Annotated in this window: 20 protein-coding genes; 6 read left to right on the top strand and 14 right to left on the bottom strand. The window is 66.9% G+C overall.

Annotation, left to right across the window (positions count from 1 at the left end):
• Positions 1 to 18: 18 nt before the first annotated feature.
• Together MJ603_RS10890 and MJ603_RS10885 are read right to left on the bottom strand one after the other, a co-directional pair.
• On the bottom strand, positions 19 to 1,410 hold the full coding sequence (locus tag MJ603_RS10890) for an aldehyde dehydrogenase family protein (protein WP_243063737.1): 1,392 nt from the start codon (positions 1,408 to 1,410) through the stop codon (positions 19 to 21).
• Between the two features lie 64 nt (positions 1,411 to 1,474).
• The gene (locus MJ603_RS10885) at positions 1,475 to 2,917 is read right to left on the bottom strand and encodes an NCS2 family permease (protein ID WP_243063736.1); all 1,443 of its coding nucleotides are present in this window, start codon (positions 2,915 to 2,917) and stop codon (positions 1,475 to 1,477) included.
• Between the two features lie 155 nt (positions 2,918 to 3,072).
• On the opposite strand from MJ603_RS10885, the gene MJ603_RS10880 reads away from it, so the two are divergent.
• Positions 3,073 to 4,359: a uracil-xanthine permease family protein gene (locus MJ603_RS10880; RefSeq protein ID WP_243063735.1), complete on the top strand. Its 1,287-nt coding sequence runs from the start codon at positions 3,073 to 3,075 to the stop codon at positions 4,357 to 4,359.
• Positions 4,360 to 4,526: 167 nt separating this feature from the next.
• On the opposite strand, the gene MJ603_RS10875 is transcribed toward MJ603_RS10880, so the two are convergent.
• Complete coding sequence (locus tag MJ603_RS10875; protein ID WP_243063734.1) at positions 4,527 to 4,865, bottom strand: peptidase; 339 nt, start codon at positions 4,863 to 4,865, stop codon at positions 4,527 to 4,529.
• A complete protein-coding gene (locus MJ603_RS10870) occupies positions 4,862 to 6,052 on the bottom strand; it encodes an inorganic phosphate transporter (protein WP_243063733.1) in 1,191 nt (396 codons plus the stop codon). Before MJ603_RS10870 ends, MJ603_RS10875 begins: the two co-directional genes overlap by 4 nt.
• A gap of 199 nt (positions 6,053 to 6,251) precedes the next feature.
• On the opposite strand from MJ603_RS10870, the gene MJ603_RS10865 reads away from it, so the two are divergent.
• Entirely contained in the window at positions 6,252 to 7,559 is a 1,308-nt protein-coding gene (locus MJ603_RS10865) for an alpha-hydroxy-acid oxidizing protein (protein WP_243063732.1), read from the top strand.
• A gap of 18 nt (positions 7,560 to 7,577) precedes the next feature.
• Here MJ603_RS10865 and MJ603_RS10860 read toward each other — a convergent pair whose 3' ends face one another.
• The 4 genes from MJ603_RS10860 to MJ603_RS10845 form a co-directional block, all read right to left on the bottom strand.
• Positions 7,578 to 8,000, bottom strand: a complete 423-nt coding sequence (locus MJ603_RS10860; protein ID WP_243063731.1) for a hypothetical protein — start codon at positions 7,998 to 8,000, stop codon at positions 7,578 to 7,580.
• Positions 8,001 to 8,061: 61 nt separating this feature from the next.
• Positions 8,062 to 8,685 carry a methyltransferase domain-containing protein gene (locus tag MJ603_RS10855; RefSeq protein WP_243063730.1) on the bottom strand — a complete coding sequence of 208 codons (624 nt, stop codon included), beginning with the start codon at positions 8,683 to 8,685 and terminating at the stop codon, positions 8,062 to 8,064.
• 42 nt (positions 8,686 to 8,727) lie between these two features.
• Positions 8,728 to 9,567, bottom strand: coding sequence for an aldo/keto reductase (locus MJ603_RS10850; protein WP_243063729.1), 840 nt, complete (start codon positions 9,565 to 9,567; stop codon positions 8,728 to 8,730).
• 46 nt (positions 9,568 to 9,613) lie between these two features.
• Positions 9,614 to 10,528 (bottom strand): NADP-dependent oxidoreductase, encoded by a 915-nt coding sequence (locus MJ603_RS10845; protein ID WP_243063728.1) that lies wholly within the window; start codon positions 10,526 to 10,528, stop codon positions 9,614 to 9,616.
• 116 nt (positions 10,529 to 10,644) lie between these two features.
• Between MJ603_RS10845 and MJ603_RS10840 the strand changes: the two genes are divergently transcribed.
• The gene (locus MJ603_RS10840; protein WP_243063727.1) at positions 10,645 to 12,786 is read left to right on the top strand and encodes a S9 family peptidase; all 2,142 of its coding nucleotides are present in this window, start codon (positions 10,645 to 10,647) and stop codon (positions 12,784 to 12,786) included.
• A gap of 41 nt (positions 12,787 to 12,827) precedes the next feature.
• On the opposite strand, the gene MJ603_RS10835 is transcribed toward MJ603_RS10840, so the two are convergent.
• From MJ603_RS10835 to MJ603_RS10825, 3 genes are all read right to left on the bottom strand, one after another.
• Positions 12,828 to 14,417 (bottom strand): VWA domain-containing protein, encoded by a 1,590-nt coding sequence (locus MJ603_RS10835; RefSeq protein ID WP_243063726.1) that lies wholly within the window; start codon positions 14,415 to 14,417, stop codon positions 12,828 to 12,830.
• A gap of 357 nt (positions 14,418 to 14,774) precedes the next feature.
• On the bottom strand, positions 14,775 to 15,806 hold the full coding sequence (locus tag MJ603_RS10830; protein ID WP_243063725.1) for a 6-phosphofructokinase: 1,032 nt from the start codon (positions 15,804 to 15,806) through the stop codon (positions 14,775 to 14,777).
• Positions 15,807 to 15,884: 78 nt separating this feature from the next.
• Positions 15,885 to 16,529, bottom strand: coding sequence for a CYTH domain-containing protein (locus MJ603_RS10825; protein WP_243063724.1), 645 nt, complete (start codon positions 16,527 to 16,529; stop codon positions 15,885 to 15,887).
• Positions 16,530 to 16,599: 70 nt separating this feature from the next.
• Between MJ603_RS10825 and MJ603_RS10820 the strand changes: the two genes are divergently transcribed.
• Both MJ603_RS10820 and MJ603_RS10815 read left to right on the top strand, forming a co-directional pair.
• The gene (locus MJ603_RS10820; protein ID WP_243063723.1) at positions 16,600 to 16,986 is read left to right on the top strand and encodes a DUF3224 domain-containing protein; all 387 of its coding nucleotides are present in this window, start codon (positions 16,600 to 16,602) and stop codon (positions 16,984 to 16,986) included.
• A gap of 53 nt (positions 16,987 to 17,039) precedes the next feature.
• Positions 17,040 to 17,255, top strand: a complete 216-nt coding sequence (locus tag MJ603_RS10815; protein ID WP_243063722.1) for a hypothetical protein — start codon at positions 17,040 to 17,042, stop codon at positions 17,253 to 17,255.
• A gap of 45 nt (positions 17,256 to 17,300) precedes the next feature.
• Here the strand turns inward: MJ603_RS10815 and MJ603_RS10810 are convergent, their stop codons facing one another.
• From MJ603_RS10810 to MJ603_RS10800, 3 genes are all read right to left on the bottom strand, one after another.
• Positions 17,301 to 19,454: a DEAD/DEAH box helicase gene (locus MJ603_RS10810; protein WP_243063721.1), complete on the bottom strand. Its 2,154-nt coding sequence runs from the start codon at positions 19,452 to 19,454 to the stop codon at positions 17,301 to 17,303.
• A 279-nt stretch (positions 19,455 to 19,733) separates the two neighbouring features.
• Positions 19,734 to 20,150, bottom strand: a complete 417-nt coding sequence (locus tag MJ603_RS10805) for a DUF6804 family protein (protein WP_243063720.1) — start codon at positions 20,148 to 20,150, stop codon at positions 19,734 to 19,736.
• Positions 20,151 to 20,241: 91 nt separating this feature from the next.
• Entirely contained in the window at positions 20,242 to 20,634 is a 393-nt protein-coding gene (locus tag MJ603_RS10800) for a hypothetical protein (protein ID WP_243063719.1), read from the bottom strand.
• Between the two features lie 190 nt (positions 20,635 to 20,824).
• Here MJ603_RS10800 and MJ603_RS10795 point away from each other — a divergent pair, with 190 nt between their 5' ends.
• The gene (locus MJ603_RS10795; protein WP_243063718.1) at positions 20,825 to 21,103 is read left to right on the top strand and encodes a metal-sensitive transcriptional regulator; all 279 of its coding nucleotides are present in this window, start codon (positions 20,825 to 20,827) and stop codon (positions 21,101 to 21,103) included.

Below are 21,103 nucleotides of genomic sequence, written 5' to 3'. Positions count from 1 at the left end.
TCCCGTGTCACGCGAGCCTCAGGAGAGCGTGCGCACGAGCCCCCTTGCGAGCTTGTCGGTGCGCGCGCCGTACGGCGGAAAGATCAACGCGAGCGACTCGGGTGCGAGCGGCTTGCTGAGCACGGCCTTCTCATTGCTGAACGTCGTGAAGCCCGCCTCGCCGCGATACCTGCCCATGCCGCTCTCGCCGACACCTCCGAACGGCAGGCCGATGATGGTCTGCTGCACGGCGACGACGTTGAAACCGACGGCTCCGGACGAGGTGCCGCGCAGGAACGCCTTGCGCACGTCGTCGCGGTTGGAGAACACGTAGAGCGCGAGCGGCTTCTCGCCCGCGGCGATGCGGCGCACGGCATCCTCGTGCCCGCTCACCTCGATGACCGGCAGGATGGGCCCGAAGATCTCCTCCTGCATGATCGGTGCATCGTCCGCGACACCCGTCAGCACCGTGGGAGCGATGTACTTGTCCGCCGCATCGGTCTGCCCACCTGAGGCCACCTCGCCGCTGGCCAGCAGAGCGTCCAGCGCCGCGAAGCGACCGGGGCTGACGATGCGGCCGTAGTCGGCGGATGCCTGCGGGTCGCTGCCGTACAACTCCCGGACCGCGCCGGCGATGAGCGGCACGAGCTTGCGCGCGACGTCCGCCGTCGCCATCAGGTAGTCAGGGGCGACGCACGTCTGCCCTGCGTTGAGGAACTTGCCCCAGGCGATCCGCTTGGCCGCGGCCGTCAGGTCGACGGAGTCGTCGACGAAGACCGGCGACTTGCCCCCGAGCTCGAGAGTGATCGGGGTGAGGTGCTTCGCCGCGGCCTCTGCCACGATGCGGCCGACACGGGCACCGCCCGTGTACAGGATGTGATCGAACCGTTGCTCGAGCAGGGCTGTGGTCTCGGGAACGGCGCCTTCGACGACGGCGACGGCACGGGCATCCAGAAACTCGGGCACGAGTCTGGCGATCACGGCGGATGTGGCGGGCGCCAGCTCGCTCGGCTTCATCACCACGGCGTTGCCGGCCGCGAGCGCGGCGACGACCGGCCCCAGCAGCAGTTGGACGGGGTAATTCCACGGCGAGATCACCAGCACGACGCCGAGCGGCTCGCGGATGATGGACGCCCGTGCTGGCTGCACCACCATGGGTGTGGCGATGCGCTTGGGCGCCGTCCACCGCTTCAGGCGACTGAGCGCGTGCGCCACCTCGGTGAGCACGACGTTGATGTCGGCGAGCTGCGTTTCGGTCGGGCTGCGGTGAAGGTCGGAGGCGAGCGCCGCCTCGAAATCCGATGAGCGCTCGGTGAGCATGCGACGGATGCCGGTCAGCTGCGCTCTGCGCCACGCCAGGGGTTTGGTGAGCCCGCTCTTGAATGCGCGCCGTCGCTCGGCGACAATGCCTGCGATGTCGTCTGAAGTCATTCCGCCATGCTAGGCCTGGTCACCTGACCAAGTCTCGGATCCCGCCGATGCATTGCGCTCGACGTCAATGCGTATACAGGGCCTCGATCGGTCCGCGAGCGAAGTAGATGGCGAAGCCGGCCGCGACGATCCAGAGGAGGGGGCTGATCGAACGGATCTTTCCCGAGAACGCCTGGATCACCACCCACGCGATGAAGCCCGCGCCGATGCCGTTCGCGATGGAGTACGTCAGCGGCATGATGACGACGGTCAGGAACACCGGCAGCAGCACGGAGAAGTCGCTGAGATCGATGCCCTTGATCTGCGACATCATCAGAGCACCGACGATCACAAGGGCTGCCGCCGCCACCTCGGATGGCACGATCTGGGCGATCGGGGTGAAGAACATCGCGAGCAGGAAGAGCACGCCGGTGACCACGTTGGCGAAGCCGGTGCGCGCGCCCTCACCGATCCCGGCGCCGGACTCGATGAACACGGTGTTGGACGAACTCGAGGTGAGACCGCCGGCGACGGCTCCGACACCCTCGACGATCAGTGCGCTGCGCAGGCGGGGGAAGGTTCCGTCGTCCTTCGCCAGGCCGGCCTCCTTGGAGAGACCGGTCATGGTGCCCATCGCGTCGAAGAAGTTGCTGAACACGAGCGTGAAGATCAGCATCACCGCGGTGAGCGCTCCGATCTTGCTGAAGTCGAAGCTCACCTGGCCGACGAGGCTGAAATCGGGTGTCGCCACCCAGTTCGTGATCTGCGGGATGTTGAGGTTCCAGCCGTTCGGGTCGCCCTTGGGCCCCTGTGCTCCGAGGTGCCAGATGGCCTGAGCGATGACGGCGAGGATGGTGCCGGAGACGAGTCCGATGAGGATCGCGCCCTTGACCTTGCGTGCGACCAGGATGCCCGTGATGAGCAGCGTGAGCACGAAGACGACGGTCGGGATCGTGGCGATGGAGCCGTCGTTGCCCAGCCCGATCGGCGGGGAGCTGAGGCCGGTCGACTTGACGAACCCGGCATCCACCAGGCCGATGAAGGCGATGAAGAGACCGATGCCGACAGTGATCGCGATCTTCAACGAATAGGGAACCGCGTCGAAGATGAGCCGCCGCAGCCCTGTTGCGGAGAGCAAGACGATGATCAGGCCGTCGATCACGACGAGCCCCATCGCCTCGGGCCAGGTCACCTGTCCGACCACGCTGACCGCAAGGAACGAGTTGATGCCGAGGCCGGCGGCGAACGCGAACGGCAGCCGGGCGATCAGCCCGAACAGAATCGTCATGACACCGGCGGTGAGGGCTGTAACCGCCGCGACCGCGGTGAACTGCAGCTTGTGGTGGTCGACGTCGGGGCTGCCCGACAGGATGATCGGGTTCAGCACGATGATGTAGGCCATCGTCACGAACGTGACGAGCCCGCCCCGCACCTCCTGCCACCAGGTGGAACCGCGCTTGGAGATCTCGAAGAACGAGTTGAGGCGGCCCGTTGCCGGGGGTTCGGTCGTCGTGTCGGTCTGGGACATGGGGCTCCCGTCGGGGCTGAGAAGGATTGACGCCGGGCGTCGAGACGATATTGTCAGGCAACTGCCAGGGGACGCTAGCATCTGCTGCAATGCCGTGACGGATTCGCTGCGACATTCGATTCTCCCCCATCGCAGAACTTTCGGAATGAGGCCTGATGGCGACCCTGTGGACCTTGCACGCAGACGGCAAGACGATCAGCCCGGAGACGGTGGTGGCTCCGGACGAGCGGCTGAGTTGGCCGCGCACGATCGGCATCGGCGTGCAGCACGTTGTCGCGATGTTCGGGGCCACGTTCCTCGTACCGCTGCTGACGCATTTCCCGCCGTCGACGACGCTGTTGTTCTCCGGAATCGGCACGATCGGCTTCCTGCTGATCACCCGCAACCGGCTCCCCAGCTACCTGGGGTCGTCGTTCGCGTTCATCGCCCCGATCACCGCGGCAGCCGCCGGCCACGGCATGGGCGGGGCGCTCTTCGGGATTCTCGCGGTGGGCATCCTGCTGGCGATCGTCGGCGGAATCGTGATGCTCACGGGCACCGGATGGATCGACGCCTTGATGCCGCCGATCGTCGCGGGCGCCATCGTGGCACTGATCGGCTTCAATCTGGCGCCGACTGCCGTGACGAACTTCAGTGCGTCGCCGTTGGTGGCCGTGATCACGCTGGCCGCCATCATCCTGTGCACCGTTCTGTTCCGCGGGATGCTCGGGCGCATGTCGATCTTCGTCGGCGTCGTGGTCGGCTACGTCGCCGCCGTGCTGCTCGGCGATGTCGACTTCGCGCCGGTGGCGAAGGCCGCCTGGGTCGGACAGCCCGCGTTCACGCTCGCGGGCAATCCGTTCACGGATGCCTCGCTCTGGGCGCTGCTCCCCGTCTTTCTGCCCGTCGTGCTGGTGCTGATCGCCGAGAACGTCGGCCACATCCGCGCCGTCGCCCAGATGACGGGCAAGGACGTCAACGTTCTCACCGGGCGCGCCCTTCTCGCCGACGGCGCTGCGACCACGCTCGCCGGTCTCTTCGGCGGGTCGGGCACCACGACGTACGGCGAGAACATCGGCGTGATGGCGGCGACCAAGGTGTACTCCACCGCCGCCTACTGGGTGGCTGGGATCGTCGCCGTTCTGCTCGGCCTCTCCCCCAAGGTGGGAGCAGTGCTCAACACGATCCCCTCTGGAGTGCTCGGTGGGGCAACCCTCGCCCTGTACGGCCTGATAGGCGTGATCGGCATCAAGATCTGGATCGACAACCACGTGGACTTCTCGAAGCCGAAGAATCAGTTCACCGCAGCGGTTGCTCTCGTGATCGGCGTCGGAAACCTCACCTGGGTGATCGGGGACCCCAAGAGCGGCATCTCGCTCAGCGGCATCGTGATCGGCACGATCGCCGCCATCGTGATCTATCACCTGATGAACACGATCGGCCGCCTGCGCGGCACCGACTGACCCGTACCGCCCGCGCCCGCGCCCGCGTCGTCCCGGCACTGTATTGCCGCGCGGCCCCGCTATTCACGCGAATTCGAGGGGGGGCTCGGCAATGCAGTGCCGGGTCGACGCCGGGGGTAGGTGAGCCGGGGGTAGGTGAGCCGGGGGTAGGTTAGCCGTGAGGTAGGTCAGCCGTGCAGGGCCGGGATGATCAGGTAGATGCCGAAGAGAATGACGACGGCGCACAGTGAGAAGCAGGCGTAAGCGACGATCAGGGCGAGCCTTTTCTGACCCGCGCTGAGCGGGTTCTTCTTCGCTGCGCGACGGATGCGCTTCGCCTCGGCCGCAGCCTCTGCGGGCGTCACGATCGTGATCGCATCAGTGAATTCGGCTGGCGTGACGTGCGGTGCTTTGCCGGCCGTTGAGAGCATCCGCAAGCCGAAAGCGAAGAGCGCCACGACGAGGCAGGCTGCCACGATGGCGGCGCCGGCGACGAGCAGGAACGAGACCCAGTCGATGTCGGTCATGCGGCGTCCCTCCTCGCGTTCTTCGGCTTCACCTTGCGGATCTTCACCACACGACCGGACTCGGCGACCTCGCTGACTCCTTCGAGAGCATTGCGGGCGTCGACGTTGTTGCGCTTCGAGATCACGAAGATGAGCACGATGACACCGACGGCGATCACGAGGTCGATGATCACGCCGACCGGGCCGAGAAGCCCGATCAGCGCCGTGATCGCGCCGACGATCGCCGCAGCCGGCAGCGTCATCAGCCAGCCGAGGCCGATGCGGCCCGCGGTGCCCCAGCGCACGCTCGAGCCACGGCGGCCGAGGCCGGAGCCGATCACCGATCCGGATGCCACTTGCGTGGTCGACAGGGCGAACCCGAGGTGCGAGGAGGCCAAGATCGTGGCCGCAGTACTGGTCTCGGCTGCGAAGCCCTGAGCGGGCTTCACGTCGGTGAGGCCCTTGCCGAGCGTGCGGATGATGCGCCATCCGCCCGTGTACGTGCCGATCGCGATGGCGAGCGCACAGGCCGTGATGACGAGCACAGGCGGGTTCGACCCCGGGGAGAGCACCCCTGCCGAGATGAGCACCAGGGTGATCACGCCCATCGTCTTCTGAGCGTCGTTGGTGCCGTGCGCGAGCGCGACCAGAGACGACGAGAAGATCTGTGCGAACCTGAACCCTGCACGCCCGTCCGGAAGGCCGTCGTACCTGCGCGTGATGGCGTAGGCGAGCTTGGTGGCGCAGTAGGCGACGAAGCCCGCTGTGATCGGTGCGAGCGCAGCAGGCAGGATCACCTTGTCGAGCAGCACGACGTAGTCGACAGATCCGAAGCCTGCACCCACGATCGCAGCGCCGATCAGGCCGCCGAAGAGCGCGTGACTCGAACTCGACGGCAGACCGTAGAGCCACGTGATCAGGTTCCAGATGATCGCACCGACGAGCCCGGCGAAGATCATGGTCGGAGTGATCAGCACACCCCCGCTGCCCTCCTTGATCAGACCACTCGAGATGGTCTTGGCGACCTCGGTGGAGAGAAAGGCGCCCACCAGGTTCAGCACTGCCGCGACGGCCACAGCCACCTTGGGACGCATGGCCCCGGTGGCGATCGGCGTCGCCATGGCATTGGCCGTGTCGTGGAAGCCGTTGGTGAAATCGAAGAACAGTGCCAGTGCGATCACCAGCACGACGATCAGGGTGAACTCCACCGACGTCTTTCTCGAAGAAGGGACAGACACGAACCTCGCCAGACCCCGGCACGGCCGGAGCTGATGTGCAACCGGGCGTTCTTCCCGAGTACACGATCCGTTAAGGTCACGACGATCGTCACATGTGTAGCTGGCACGGTCAACTCGACGCGTTCCGCCACGATGCGCGGCCGAGCGCGTCGGCGCTTAGTCTGACCGCATGACGAGGGCGAACGAGCAGGACTCGGCACGACAGGCATCCGTCGCACCGGGGCGCGAGACACAGACCACGATCTACCTCGACGGCGTCGTCGGCACGATGCCGAAGGTGCCTGTCGCATACCAGCGGCTGGTGCGCGCGGCGAAGCGCGCGATGTCGAAGGAAGCCTTCGCCTACGTGGCGGGATCCGCCGGCCTCGAGACCACGGCGAGCGCCAACCGCAAGGCGTTCGCACAGCACCGCATCGTGCCAAGGGTGCTGAAGGATGTCGGCACCCGCGATCTCGGGGTCGACCTGCTGGGGAGGCGAAGGCCGACACCGCTGTACCTGGCGCCGATCGGCGTGCTCGACCTGGCTCATCAGGATGCGGACACCGGCGCCGCCAGGGCGGCCGCGAGCCTCGGCATCCCGGCCGTGCTCTCCACCCAGGCCTCAACGCCGATGGAGCGGGTGACGGCGGCCATCCCGGATGCCTCGGCCTGGTACCAGCTCTACTGGAGCTCGTCACGTGAGCTGACCGAGAGCCTCGTGGGTCGCGCGGAAGCGTGCGGCTGCGAGGCACTCGTCGTCACGCTCGACACCCATCTGCTCGGCTGGCGCCCGGGCGACCTCGACCTCGGTTACCTGCCGTTCGCGAGGGGCAGGGGCATCGCTCAATACACGAGTGATCCTGTCTTCATGCGACTGGTCGCGGAGCGCGTCGCCCTCGGTGAGAAGCGCGCGCGACCGCGCATCACACCACAGGCCGTGCGCACACTGGTCGAGATGTCGTCGCGCGCGCCGGGCTCGCTCGCCCAGAACCTGCGCTCTCCGCTCCCCCGCGCCGCTGTCGAGACGTTCCTCGACGTCTTCGCCGACCCGACGCTGACCTGGGACGACCTCGCTTGGCTCAGGTCGATCACGTCGCTGCCCATCGTGCTGAAGGGAGTACTGCACGCCGACGACGCACGGCAGGCGCTCGACCATGGAGTCGCGGGCCTCGTTGTCTCGAACCACGGCGGCAGGCAGGTGGACGGTGCGGTCGGCGCACTGGATGCGCTGCCCGGCGTGGTCGAGGCCGTCCGCGGCGAACTGCCCGTGCTGTTCGACAGCGGAGTCCGCGGCGGCGCCGACGTCTTCGTGGCGCTGGCGCTGGGCGCTGCCGCGGTGGGCATCGGCCGCCCCTACGTGTACGGAGTCGCCGCAGGCGGAGAAGCGGGAGCGCGCGAGGTGCTGCGGAACATCCTGGCCGAGTTCGACCTCACGATGGGGTTGGCGGGCTGCGCGTCGATCGACGAGATCACGCGCGACGCACTTGCCGCTGTCTGAGAGCCGATCCGCTCGGCATCAGGTCGTGGCGTCTGCTGTCGCCTGGCCGATCAGCGCGAGAACGGCATGCGCGTAGGCGGTCTCGGCGTCGGTGGCGTCGAAACGCGACCGCACACCGTCGCGCACGGTCTCGACGACGAAGTCGCCGGCATCCGTTCTGGCGAGCGATGCGAACGTGCCGCCCAACAGGGTGCGCAGCTGGTCTTCTCTCGGCAGCCACAGCGCGTTCTCCACCGCTACCGAGTCGAGCGCCCATTCGGTGGTGCCGTTGAACCCGAGAATGGTGCCGGTGTCGAACTCATGGGGCTCGATCGTCATGTCGCTGACCGTGAACGTCTCGCCGTCGAACTCGCCGGAGTCGATGACGAACTCGTCACCGGATGCCGGATGCCAGGCCAGGCCGCGATCGCGCAGCTCGCGCGCCAGCTCCGTCGTGATCATCCCGCCATTATGCGCCGCACGCCCGACACGCGAGGGCGAATCGGATGACGTCGCCTGAGCCTCACGCCACGGCGGCGAGCTCGATCAACAGGCAGACGTCGAACGGTTCGGCGTATGTCCAGAGCTCGGTGCGCACCGCCCTGAGTCCGGCCGGCGCCGCCAGATCACTCATCGCCTCCGGCGTGCCGATCAACGACAGGCGATTCGGATGCCTGCCATGCCCCGGATTCCGCGCTGCCGTACTGAACGTCGCGACGACGATCCGCCCGTCCGGCGTCAGCAATCGGCGCCAGTCCTGCAGAGCTGCGAGCGGACTCGGCATGAGGTGCAGCCCGGTCGCGCACGTGATCAGGTCGAACGATCCGTCGGCGAACGGAAGCGGCGGCTCCGGGCCGACGAGCACGAACTCGGCACTGGGAGTCTCGCGCTTGGCGACATCGAGCATCCCCGCTGAGACGTCGACGCCGACCAGGCCGCGCTCGGTCGAGTCCGGCAGCGCGCGGAGCACGAGTCCCGTCCCCGTTGCGACGTCGAGCGCGCGGCCGACGCCGTCGAGATGGACGAACCCGGCCACCTGCGCGGCGAGCTCGCGGTGCATCTGCGAGTCGTCGTAGTGCGACGCTCGCTCATCGAACTGCGACGCGACGTCGCGGACATCCTCGAGATCATTCCGGTCGGCATCCATGACCATCATTGTGGCCCTGGCGAGCTCCTCGGAACGTCGCCGCTATTGCTCCTCGTGGTGATTCGGGTCGCCCCCGAACAGCCGACCGTTCTCGTGGCCGAGCGCGGTGATCGCGGCGATCTCGTCGCCGGTCAGCTCGAAGCCGAAGATGTCGATGTTCTCGCGCTGACGCTCTGCACTGCTCGACTTGGGCAGCGGCACCGAGCCGAGCTCCACGTGCCAGCGCAGCACCACCTGCGCGGGGGTGACTCCGTGAGCGGCAGCTGCACGTGTGACGGCCTGCTCGGAGAGCACTGGCGAGTTCTTGCCGAGGGGGCTCCACGCCTGAGTGACGATGCCGTGCTCCTCGTGGAACGCGCGCAGGGACTCCTGCGGAAAATACGGGTGCAACTCGACCTGGTTCACCGCAGGGAGCTCGCCGGTCTCGCGCTGCAGGCGTGTGAGGAACTCCTCGGTGAAGTTGGAGACGCCGATCGTGCGAACCAGGCCGCGATCGCGGAGGTCGATCATGGCCTTGAACGTGTCGACGTACCTGTCGACGCTGGGGTTCGGCCAGTGGATCAGATACACGTCGATCGTGTCGACACCGAGAGCACTCCGTGACTCCTCGAACGAGGCCAGTGTCTCGTCGTAGCCGTGGTGTCGGCCGGGGATCTTGGTCTGCACGACCAGTTCGCTGCGATCGAGGCCGGATGCCCGCAGGCCGCGTCCGACGGCATCCTCGTTGCCGTAGTTCACGGCGGTGTCGAGCAGACGATAGCCGATGCCGATCGCCTGGGCGATGGCGTGTTCGCCCTCGTCGCCGCGAAGCGGATAGGTGCCGAAGCCGATCGCCGGAATGCTCGTGCCGTCGATGAGGGTGCGCTGGGGGATGTCCGTCATGGTTCAAGGCTACAAAGCCGTGCAGGGCTGGGTCCTCGCACCTGCGTCAGCGCGTGACGACGATCACCTTCCCGCGCACGTGACCGGCCATCAGGTACTCGTAGGCCTCGGCTGCGCGCTCGATCGGATACACCGAGTCGATCGGCACCGTCACCTCGCCGCCCGCGATGAGCGCTCCAAGGGCGGCGAGGTCGTCGCGCGAGCAATCGACGCTGCCTGCGCCCTCGGCATCTCGATAGCCACGGGCTGCGATCGTGTTGACCCTGGAGATCTCCACCCCCAACTCGAGAGCGGCGTCGATCGTCTCGGCTCCACCGTGCGTGTCGAACGCGGCCGTGATGCCGTCGGACGCCGCCTCCCTGAGCCGGTCGACGAGACCCTCGCCATAAACGACGGGGATCACGCCCAGCTCGCGCAGGAACTCGTGGTTCGCCTCGCTCGCCGTGCCGATCACCACGGCTCCGCGCAGCAGCGCGAGTTGCGCGGCGATGACGCCGACGCCGCCCGCGGCTCCCCCGATGAGCACGGTGTCCTCTGCCGTCACAGCGAGTCGGTCGATTCCTGCCGAGGCCGTGCGACCGGCGATCGCCAATGCGCCTGCCGTGTCGAGGCTCAAGCCCTCTGGCAAAGGCAGCAGCAGGTCATCCTCGTGGATCGTCACGAAGTCGGCGAGCGCATCAGCGCGCTTGCCGCCGTAGACACGGTCGCCCACCGCGAATCGGGTCACGTTCTCGCCCACCTCATCGACGATGCCGGCGAAATCGTGCCCGACACCCGCCGGTGGCCAGACCCCGTGACGATCTGCGCCCGTCCCGTCGAAGATCTTGTAGTCGGCCGGGTTGAGGCCGGCCACGATCACGTCGACCCGCACCTCGCCGGGTCCGGGATGCGGCGGCTCGACCTCGACCACGTCGAGCACCTCCGGACCACCGAAACGCTCGTACCGAACGGCTCTGATCATGCACGTCTCCTCGTCGTGTCGGGTGGCGCGGCTGAGCCGCACCGTCTCCAGCCTGGCACCCTCGGTCCGTGCGGTGGGATGCCTCACCCCCGCGCCCGCGCCGATAGCGTTGTGGCATGTCCGAGCCAACATCCGCCGTTCCTCCCGTCGCGAAGAAGGTGCCCTTCACGCGCATCCACCACGGGGACTCCGTCGAGGATCCCTACGAGTGGCTGCGCGACAAGGACGACCCAGCCGTGATCGCCCATCTGACGGCGGAGAACGCATACACGGATGCCCAGACATCGCACCTCGAACCACTGCGGGAGCGCATCTTCGACGAGATCAAGTCGCGCACCAAGGAGACCGACCTCTCCGTCCCGGTGCGGGAAGGCGGCTGGTGGTACTACTCGAGGTCGTTCGAGGGGCGCCAATACGGCGTGCAGTGCCGTGCACCCATCGCCTCCGATGACGATTGGACTCCGCCGACCGTTGCCGACGCCGAGCCCGAAACTCCAGCCTTGCCCGATGAGCAGGTTCTGTTCGATGCCAACGTCGAGGCCGGCGGGCACGAATTCTTTCGCCTCGGCACGTTCGATGTGAGCTCGGACGGGAGCCGGCTGCTGTATGCCGTCGACACGGTCGGCGACGAGCGCTACACGCTGCACGTGCGCGACCTGGCAACGAACACCGACCTCTCCGACGAGGTGCCGGACACGTCGGCAGGCGCCGTTCTTTCGCCCGACGGCCGGCACGCGTTCTACGCCACCGTCGACGACGCATGGCGACCGGACACCATCTGGCGACACGAATTGGGGACGGACCGCTCAACCGACGTCGTCGTACATCACGAGGACGACGAGCGCTTCTGGGTGGGAGTCGGCGTCACGCGCAGCCGCGCGTACATCGAGATCGGCATCGGGTCGTCGATCACGAGCGAGTCCCGCCTGATCCCGGCCTCCGACCCGACCGCGGCGGCGCAGACGGTCTGGCCGCGAGCCGAGGGCGTCGAGTACGAGGTCGAGCACGCGGTCGTTGCCGGCGAGGACAGGCTGCTGATCGTGCACAACGACGGCGCACAGGACTTCGAGCTGGTCGACGTCGCCGCCGCCGATCCGCGGGGCGAGCGACGCGTCATCCTCCCCCACCGGCCGGGTGTTCGACTGGAGTCCGTCGACGCCTTCGCATCGCGCGCCGTCGTCGAATACCGAAGGGATGCGCTCTCCCGCGTCGCCGTGCTGCCGCTCACGGATGCCGGCTACGGCGACCTCGCGGAACTCGAGTTCGAGGAGCCGTTGTTCACCGTCGGCACTGCCGGCAACCCCGAGTGGAACCAGCCGACCGTGCGCCTCGGATACGGCTCGCTCGTCACTCCGTCGACCGTGTACGACTGGGTGCCACCGCACGGCGACGAGCCCGGCGAGCTCCGCCTGCTGAAGCGCCAGCCGATCCTCGGCGGCTACGACCAGGATGCCTACGAGCAGCGCCGCGAGTGGGCCACGGCCGACGACGGGACGCTGGTGCCGATCTCGTTGGTCTACCGACGGGATCTCGTGACACCGGGCACGCCGGCACCACTCGAGCTCTACGGCTACGGATCATACGAGCACAGCATCGATCCGGCCATGTCGGTCGCACGCCTGTCACTGCTCGACCGCGGCGTCGTGTTCGCCATCGCCCATGTGCGCGGCGGCGGAGAACTCGGCCGCCACTGGTACGAAGACGGCAAACTGACGAACAAGCGGAACACGTTCACCGATTTCGTCTCCTGCGCCCGTCACCTGGTTCAGACCGGATGGACGAAGCCCGACCGGCTGGTGGCCGAGGGTGGCAGCGCCGGTGGACTGTTGATGGGAGCTGTGGCGAACCTGGCGCCAGAGCTCTTCGCGGGCATCCTGGCCGACGTGCCGTTCGTCGACGCGCTCACGAGCATCCTCGATCCCGACCTGCCGCTCACCGTCATCGAGTGGGATGAGTGGGGCGACCCGCTGCACGACGCGGGCGTGTACGCCTACATGAAGTCGTATACGCCGTACGAAAACGTGCGAACGGATGCCGTCTATCCGCGCATCCTCGCCGTCACGAGCCTGAACGACACGCGAGTGCTCTTCGTGGAGCCTGCGAAGTGGGTGGCACGCCTGCGCGAAGCCGGTGCTCCCGCGCTGCTGAAGACCGAGATGTCGGCCGGCCACGGCGGCGTCAGCGGACGCTACAACGCATGGCGCGAGCGCGCGTTCGAACTGGCATGGCTGCTCGATGTGCTGAAGCGGGCGGACTGACCCTCGGATTCAGGAGCGGCCAGGTTCAGGAGCTGCCAGGTTCAGGAGCAGTACGGGCGGCAGGTACGGTCGGCCAGCGCGCTCACGAGCACGTTGCTGAGGTCCTGCGGCTGCTCGGCCGTGTAGACCGCTCCGACAGTGGCGTTCGCGATCTGCGACATGGCCGACACGTCGGTGTCTGGCCCCATGCCCACCATGATCACGGGCACCGGCTGGTCGGGGTCGTTCTGCGCCTTCAGCTTCGAGATCAGGTCGGGAAGACCGATGCCACCGCCCGGATTGTCGTTCTTGCCGTCGGTGATGACGAGGACGTAGTTGATCATGTGCGGGTCGTAGCCCTTGCGTACCGTCTGCTCGGCGGCCAGGACGGTGTCGTAGAGCCCGGTATCGCCGTTGACCAAGCTCTCCATGGAGTTGAACACGTTGGAGACCTGCGCGGCATGCGCCGCATTGTCGAGCGGGGCGATCGGCGATCGTTGCGCCCACGGTTGGCTGCCGACCTGGTTCGTCGAGAAGGTCCATACGCCGAGGTCGGTCTGGGGCGGCATCAGTTGCAGCATGCCTTTCGCCGCATCTTGGAACACGGCTATTCGACTGAGCCCGCCCGCGTCATCCGTCATCGACCCCGACGTGTCGACGACGACGAGCACTCGCGATCGAACCGTGATGGCCGACCAACTCTGCAGGAGCCCGACCTGGGCGCCCCCGTCGAGCGCTGCTCGTGTCTTCGGCGCGTTCGCGACAACGCCCTTCGCCACGAATCCGGCATCGCTCGCCGTGCGGAATCCGGATGCCGCGAGCGTGCGCGAGTCGGTGGAGAACTGCTTCTCGAGCGCTGTGATCAGGACGTCTTTCTTGTCGTCGCCCGATGTCGGTCCTGCAACGCGCACGAACGGGTACGACACGCTCACCGTGCCGTCGCGCGGGTACAGCGCGAAGAACTGGTGTTCGGGAGATTGCTCGTTCTGGGCGACGACCGATTGCTCGGTCGTGATCACCACGGTTGGCGACTTCGCTTTCTCCGCAGCGCTGAACGCATCACCGACGGTCGCCGGAATGTTCTTGCCCAACTCGATCATGTCTCGCGAAAACGCCAACGGGTCATGGGAATTCGCCGTCGCCTTGATCTCGGCGAGCGCTGCAAGACTCGACCCGTTCTGCGCAGGCTCCGGAAGCAGAGCAGGGGTGTCCCCTGCCGCGATCGTGCTCCATTGCAGCTTCACGCTGTCGAGTGCGTCGGCGTTCTGCGATGGCGTCGCGAAGACGAGGGGGCTCGAGGCGATCGAAGGGCCGAAGTCGACCGTCGGCGCCTTTCTGATGAGGGACCACGAGAGCACCTGCATGCGCTGCTCCCACGCGGGAGAGTCGGGAACCCAGACATCCGCCTTCGGGTCTGCTCCGGTCGCAAGCGTCGAGGCCGTGTCTGCGGACTTCTCGCTACGCACCGTGGTGTTCACGCATGGTGTCGTCGCGTCGAATCCCTTCGCGGATTTGCGCAGGGCGTCGGCGATCGACGGGTCGGCGACGACGCGAAGCTGCGTCGGCTCGCACGTCTGCGCCCATGCCGCGGCTGGCAGCACAGGGTTGAACACGTTCTTGGTCCACGCCACGCAGCCGGTGACGATCAGCACGATGGCGACGCCGCCTGCAATGATCCAGATGTGCCTCGATCTCCGCTTGCGCGGAGCCGCTTGCTGCTGTGCCGCGAATGAAGGATCGGAAGGTGCCGAGTGGTCGTCGATTCGCGGCTGGGACGGTTTGAATGCGGCGTTCCATCCGCTTGGTCGATCGTTCGAGCTATGACGGCCCACAGGTACTCCACTGGTCGGGTTCCAGCCAGCCCCGCAATCGTCCCCCACCTCTGGGGGGCTGAGTAGTAGTGGCCAGCATAGCCAAATCTCGGCGTCCTGCGGCATATTCGATCGTCATCGGCCGGTTCATGCCGGATTCGAGCGTCCCCTTCGGCGCCCGACTCGTCGCGATCTGCATCAGCCGAACAGCAGTGCTGCCTCGTCGTAGCGGTAGTCGGGCACCGTGTTGAGTCCGCCCGTGGCGTCGGCGATCGAGACGATCTCGACATCCGTTCCTCTGAGCGAAACCATCGAGCCCCACTGCTTGGTCTGAGCAGCGTCGACGGATGCCATCCCCAGGCGCGTCGCGAGCACACGATCGTAGGCGCTCGGCACCCCGCCGCGCTGGATGTGACCGATCACGGTGGCGCGCGACTCGATTCCGGTGCGCTCCTCGACGATGGGTGCCAGCAGCTCACCGATGCCGCCGAGCCGCGGCCGGTTGAACGCGTCGAGGCCCTTGTGAGAGTGCGCGCCCTCCATCGTGTCGAGGTGGAATCCCTCGGAGACGACGATCACGGGTGCACGTCCTCGGTCGCGCACACTCTCGACCCACTCGCAGATCTGGTCGATGGACTGGGGATGCTCCGGGATCAGGATGGCGTGCGCCCCACCTGCCATGCCGGAGTGCAGGGCGATCCAACCGACGTGGCGGCCCATCACCTCCACGATCATGCAGCGTTGGTGCGATTCGGCAGTCGTCCTCAGGCGGTCGATCGCCTCGGTGGCGATCTCCACCGCGGTGTCGAAGCCGAACGAATAGTCGGTGGCGGCCAGGTCGTTGTCGATCGTCTTCGGCACGCCGATCACATTGATGCCGCCCTCGTCGACGAGACGTCGCGCCGCCGTCAGAGTGCCCTCGCCGCCGATCGCGATGATGGCGTCGATGCCGTTCTCGTCGAGCATCCGCTGGATGTTCTCCGGTCCGCCGCCTTCACCCTCGAACGGATTGGTACGGCTGGAACCGAGAATGGTTCCGCCCTGACGGGACAGCCCGCGCACGCTGTGTCTGTCGAGCGGAACGATGTCGGGGTCCACCACGCCGCGCCAGCCGTAACGGAACCCCACGAACTCGTCGCCGTAGACGCGATCGCCCTTGAGCACCGCGCCCCTGATGACTGCGTTCAGGCCTGGGCAGTCTCCGCCCGAGGTGAGGATTCCGATCTTCATATTCGCGCCTCTTTCGTGTATACGCACTCGATCATGCCGGAGCGTGGCAGCGTGATCCAAAACGAGGCGTCGGCACTCTCACGCAGCGCGCAGTGCACGCTCCAGTTTCGACGACACGGCCGCCGGGGTCCCTCCGGCTGCGAGCACCACGGTCTCCAGGGCTGCCAGCAGTTCGGCGCGACCGCGCTGCGTGTCGGGCGCGGCCGCGGAGAGCTCGACCTCCCACTCCCGCCAGGTCTCCGAAGAGCCGCTGGAGAGATTGCTGCCCGTCACGTGGTCGTCGCAGTATTCGGCTACCGGATAGCCGGCGGCATCCAGTAGACGTGAGACCACCCGCCTGTTCCGCACTCGCGCCACGGGGATCAGGTCGGCATCGCCGACCAGCTCCCGCACGTGGAATCGCACGTCGTCGGGAACGGATGCCCGCCCGCCGTCGCGGTCCACGTCGCCGAGCGCCCAGTGCTGTTCCAGCCTGCCCTCGGCGGCGTCGCGCTTGATGTGCCACCCCGCGTCCGGCCCACCCTCTCGCCTGCGCAGCGCGACGTGCGCTCCGGCGAGAGCGAGGTCTGCAGTGTCGAAGTACACAGCGTCGAGCTCGCGCACTTCGGGCATCTCGATGACCGCGATCGGCCCGACTCCGACGAACGCAGGCGTGACCGCATCGTCGTTCACGTCGTACTTGCGCTCGATCTCGATCGTGGACGTGCCGTGGTCATGACTCATCCCTCCAGTCTTGCGCAGCTCGACCGGTAGCGCGTGCCGCGGTGACAGAGGACGGCCGTATCGTTACCGCATGACGAAGATCGTGACTGCCGTGTTCGAGATCTCCGCGTGGGAACCCACCGCCTTCCCCGGAATCGAGGCCTGGCTCGGCGCCGTCACCATGCGAAAGCATTACACCAAGGGCCTGATCGGTGAGAGCGAGGGACCGTTCCTCCATACCGGCGACGAGGCCAACCGCGGTTACCTCGCCATGGAGCGCATCTCCGGCGAGCTCGAAGACGGACGACGCGGGTCGTTCGTCGTGCATCACGGGGCGGTGCAGAGTTCAGATCATCCGTCCGCGTTCGGTTACATCGTGCCGGGCTCAGGCGCCGGCGACTTCGCATCATGGTCAGGCTCAGCGCGCATCGAGCACGACGAGGCCGGTGCCGCGTCCTTCGTCTTCACCCTGGACTGACCGCTACGCGACCGCCCCTCGCGGCGAGCCCGTGCCCGGCGTACCCTGGCGGCATGACCGAGAACAGCGAACCCCGGTCCGATGACGCCGACCCCGACTTCGACGAGTTCGCCGCCGCCCAGGACGGCGACTACGAACCGGAGCTCGAAGAGGTCGACGTGCTCGCCGATGAAGACGAACGCCCGATCGACGACGAGATCGACGACGGGTTCCCGGATGATGAACGCGTCGTCGTCTTCGATGACGAGCCCAGCGACGACGACGCCTGATCGCGCTGTCTCACCGCTCGACGATCACGCTGCCGAGCTCCGCCATCACAGCGCGTCGCGCAACAGCGACATCAGTGCGTCGAGTTGAACCGAGTCTGCAGAGCCTGGTTCGACATCCACGCCGTCCAGGGCGCGAAGCGCGAGCGACTGCTTGGAATCGATGAGCTCGGCGATCTTGGCGTCGATCGTCTGCGCCGCGATGATCCGCCACGCGGTGACCGGCTCCTCCTGGCCGATGCGGTGCACCCGGTCGATCGCCTGCGTCTGCTCCGCGGCCGTCCAGCTGAGCTCGGCCAGCACGACGTTGGATGCCGCCTGCAGATTGAGACCGACGCCTGCCGCGGTGAGCGAGCAGACCGCGACCGAGACCCCCGGGTCATCGTTGAAGGCATCGATCTCGCGCTGACGGGCCAGCGCTGTCTGGTCCCCGCGAATGGAGACGGTGCGCAGCTCCCTGGAGGCGAATGCCTCCTCCGCCTGGTCCATGACGTCGATGTGCTTCGCGAAGAACACGACTTTGCCCACCGACCGCGCCAACTGTGCGGCGTAGTCGGCGGCCAGTCCTGCCTTGGCCTGCCCGATCTTGCGCACCATGGTGAAGACGTTCTCGCCCGTCTTCTGGCCCTTCGACTCCTCGAGTTCGGCATGCGCGACCATGCGGATGAGGTGCTCGCGGCGCTCTTCGTCGTCGCCGGTGAACGATTCTCCGACGCCGGCGGACTGAGCGCGACGGTAGCGCTGCACGAGGCGAGCAGCGAGCTCTCGCTCCGCCGCTTTGACCGAACGGCCGAGCTCGTCGTCCAGCTCGACCGGAAGATCGACGACGCGACGCGACGGCAGATCGGCTGCGACGTCGATCTTCTTGCGACGCACGATGCCCATGTCGATCACGGCTTCCCTGGCCGCCGTATAGAAGCCGAGGTCCGCCGGCGTGAGTTCCGTCTCATCGAGTCGTTCCATCAACGCGGCCGTCGGTTTGGTTCCGTCGATCCAGCCGAGGAACTGCCAGATGGCACGGAAATCGTCGATGTCGTTGATGAGCGGTGTTCCGGTCAGAGCCATCAGCAGCGGGTCGGCGACCGAGTGCCTGATGGCATCCGCGAGCCCCAGAACGTACCGCGACCGCTGCGAGTGCAGGTTCTTGATGAAATGCGCCTCGTCGACGACCATGCCGCGGAATCCGAGCTCCGACAACCAGGACAGGTGGCGATCGAGCACCTCGTAGTTGACGATGACCACGTCGGCGAAGGCGTCAAGACCCTCGCCGTCACCGTGGATGACTGTCGCCCTGCGGTGAGGGGTCCACAGTTCGACCTCACGTGCCCAGTTCATCTTGACCACGTTCGGCACGACCGCCAGAAGCGGGTACGCGCCGGCGACGGATGCCGCGAGCACCGACTGCGCTGTCTTGCCGAGGCCCGGCTCGTCGGCGAGAAGGAACGATCGGTGGCCGAGCCGCACAGCCTCGACGAAGCGCGCCTGGTGCTTCATGAGTTCCATGCCCGAAGGGGAATATCTGTCGATCGTGGGCGCGTCGGGCAATTCCATGCTGGCCGCCCGACCCCCGGAGCCGTACTCGAACGACTTGAACAGGGGCCCGAGAAGCTCCCACGAGTCGAGACGTCGGCGCGGAACCGACGTCGTCTGCGAGGCGAGTGCGAAGTCGGGGGCGAGGAACGGGTTGGACAGCTGCCTCGCCCGCACCGACTGCGGCACGACCTGCTTCTGGGCGAGCTCCGGCGAGAGCAGGACGTCCTGCTTGGGCTTGGGGGCCTCTGTCGTGATGATGAGGTCGTCGGGCTCGAGCTCCGCACCCGACTCGAGCAGCCAGTCCCTGCGCATCTTCTGCGCGGCGGGACTCGGCGGAGCAGTGGACTCCAGCACCGTGATGAGAGAAGTGTCGCGTGCCGCTGTCTTGGCCAGGATCGTGGCGATGCCGTCGAGTCGCTTCAGCTGCTCGGCGCGTGCCGAGTCGCTCAGGGCAGGGTCGGACTTCGCTCGCGCACGCTCCTCGCGCATCAGCAGCGCGATCACCTGGAACTTGGTGCGGTTGGTCGGTCCGAGCTTCTTGCCGGCCTGAGCCTTCGCCTCGACCTCCCGCACACGACGGGCGAGAACGGGAATGAGTCCGTCGTTGTTCGAGTGACGGGGCCCGGAGCGGCGAGTGGCCTGGGCGGTGCGATCGCCGGTGCGCGGCATGATCCTCCTGTGCGTGAAGCCCGCTGATGCGAGCCTCTCCTGTGTCTGCCGAGGTGCCGTGATGCGTCTGTCCGCACCACGAGGTGCTTGTTGGCACGGGACCGGTGCGGGTCTTCGGGCGAAGCCCGAATGTCGTGTGCGATGCAACCGACGAGACGTGTCCGGCGAATGCCAGGACCCCGACAGTGATCCATTTTACGGTACGCGGATGATTCGCGTCACCCCGACTCGCAGGCGACCTTGCCGTTACCGCTTTCGAACCGCCCTCACGAGGTCGGATCAGCGGCGCTTCTGGCCTCCCTTGCGGCCTGCTGGCGGGCGGCCACGACCGTCGTACCTGCCGGCCGGCCCCTTGTCGGCGTCATCCGTCGGAACCTTGATGGCGATACCCGCCGCGATGAAGATGACTGCCCCCGCGAGATGCGCGAGCGACAACCAGATGTCGCCGATCGTCAACGGCCACACCGGGTTGAACACGACGGCGATCGGGATGAGGCCGATCAGCCACCAGTACGCCTTGCCCTGCCAGGCGAACACGCACATGATCAGAGCCAGGATGGCGACGATGTAGCGCACCCAGATATACCAGTCGGCATTGCCGATCAGTGCGAGCGCAGCGACCAGCACGATCGCCCCCAGCAAGCCGGGGAAGAGCGCAAGGCGGGCGAACGCGGGTTCTGATCTCTGTTCGGGCATGTCGCACCCGATTCTACGGTGCCGTCGGTGCTCGCTTTCGCAACCCCGACGTACGCATCCGGCCCCGTTCAGAACCGGCGCGGACCTCGGATCAGCAACGACCCTTGCAGAGCAGGAATCCGAAAGGCACAGGGTCGTCGACGACGACCACCACGTGGCACTCCGTCAGCAGAGCGCCGAACGCGAGCTCCGAGACCGCGAGCATCTTGAAGCGGCGGCCTTCGGCATCCGCGGCCAAGCCGGCGACGGCGAAGACCGAGTCGGCCGGCTCTCCCTCCCCCTCTGCGACGATCGGGGCGTCCGGATCGAGCGGAGTGACCGCGAGGAGAGCGGCAGCGACGTCTTCGATCGTCGACTCGGGCGCGACGATTCCCTCCACGTCATGGTGGGCTCGGCTCACCATGGCGATCCACGATCCGCTTGGCGTCTCATCGAGAGCGCGTAGCAGTTCGCCGGAAATTATGGGTGACAGGTTTTTGAGCATCCGATACCCCCTTCGGGTTGCGGTCGGGCACCGCAACGGGTCGAAAGCTAGGGCGATCCTAAGGATTCCCCGACTCAGCGGTCAGTCCCCAGTTAGGGGTCTCCCCGAACCGGGGACACCGGCGGGCATTCCGTGCAGAAAGGCCAGGCTACGCGGAGCCGCGGGAGCCCATCTGACCTACCCTGAGACCGTGATCGCCGATATCAAGAAGCGGGCCCTGCACCGCGCACGCATCCTCGAAGGCCAGCTGCGGGGCGTCGAGAAGATGATCGAGAACGAGGACTACTGCGTCGACATCCTCACGCAGTCCCTCGCCATTCAGAAATCGCTCGGCTCGCTGAACAAGCTTCTCGTCGAGAACCACCTGCGCACGCACGTGGCCGAGCAGTTCGAGGCGGGCGGCGACGACCGGGAGCGCGCGGTCGACGAGTTGCTCAAGGTCTTCGAGCTCTCCAACAACAGAGGTTGA

This window comes from Humibacter sp. RRB41 (genome assembly GCF_022761015.1).
In the GTDB taxonomy this organism is placed as follows: Bacteria; Actinomycetota; Actinomycetes; order Actinomycetales; family Microbacteriaceae; genus Humibacter.
The sequence above is the reverse complement of the archived record's forward strand: the minus strand, read 5'-3'. Positions and strand labels throughout refer to the sequence as shown.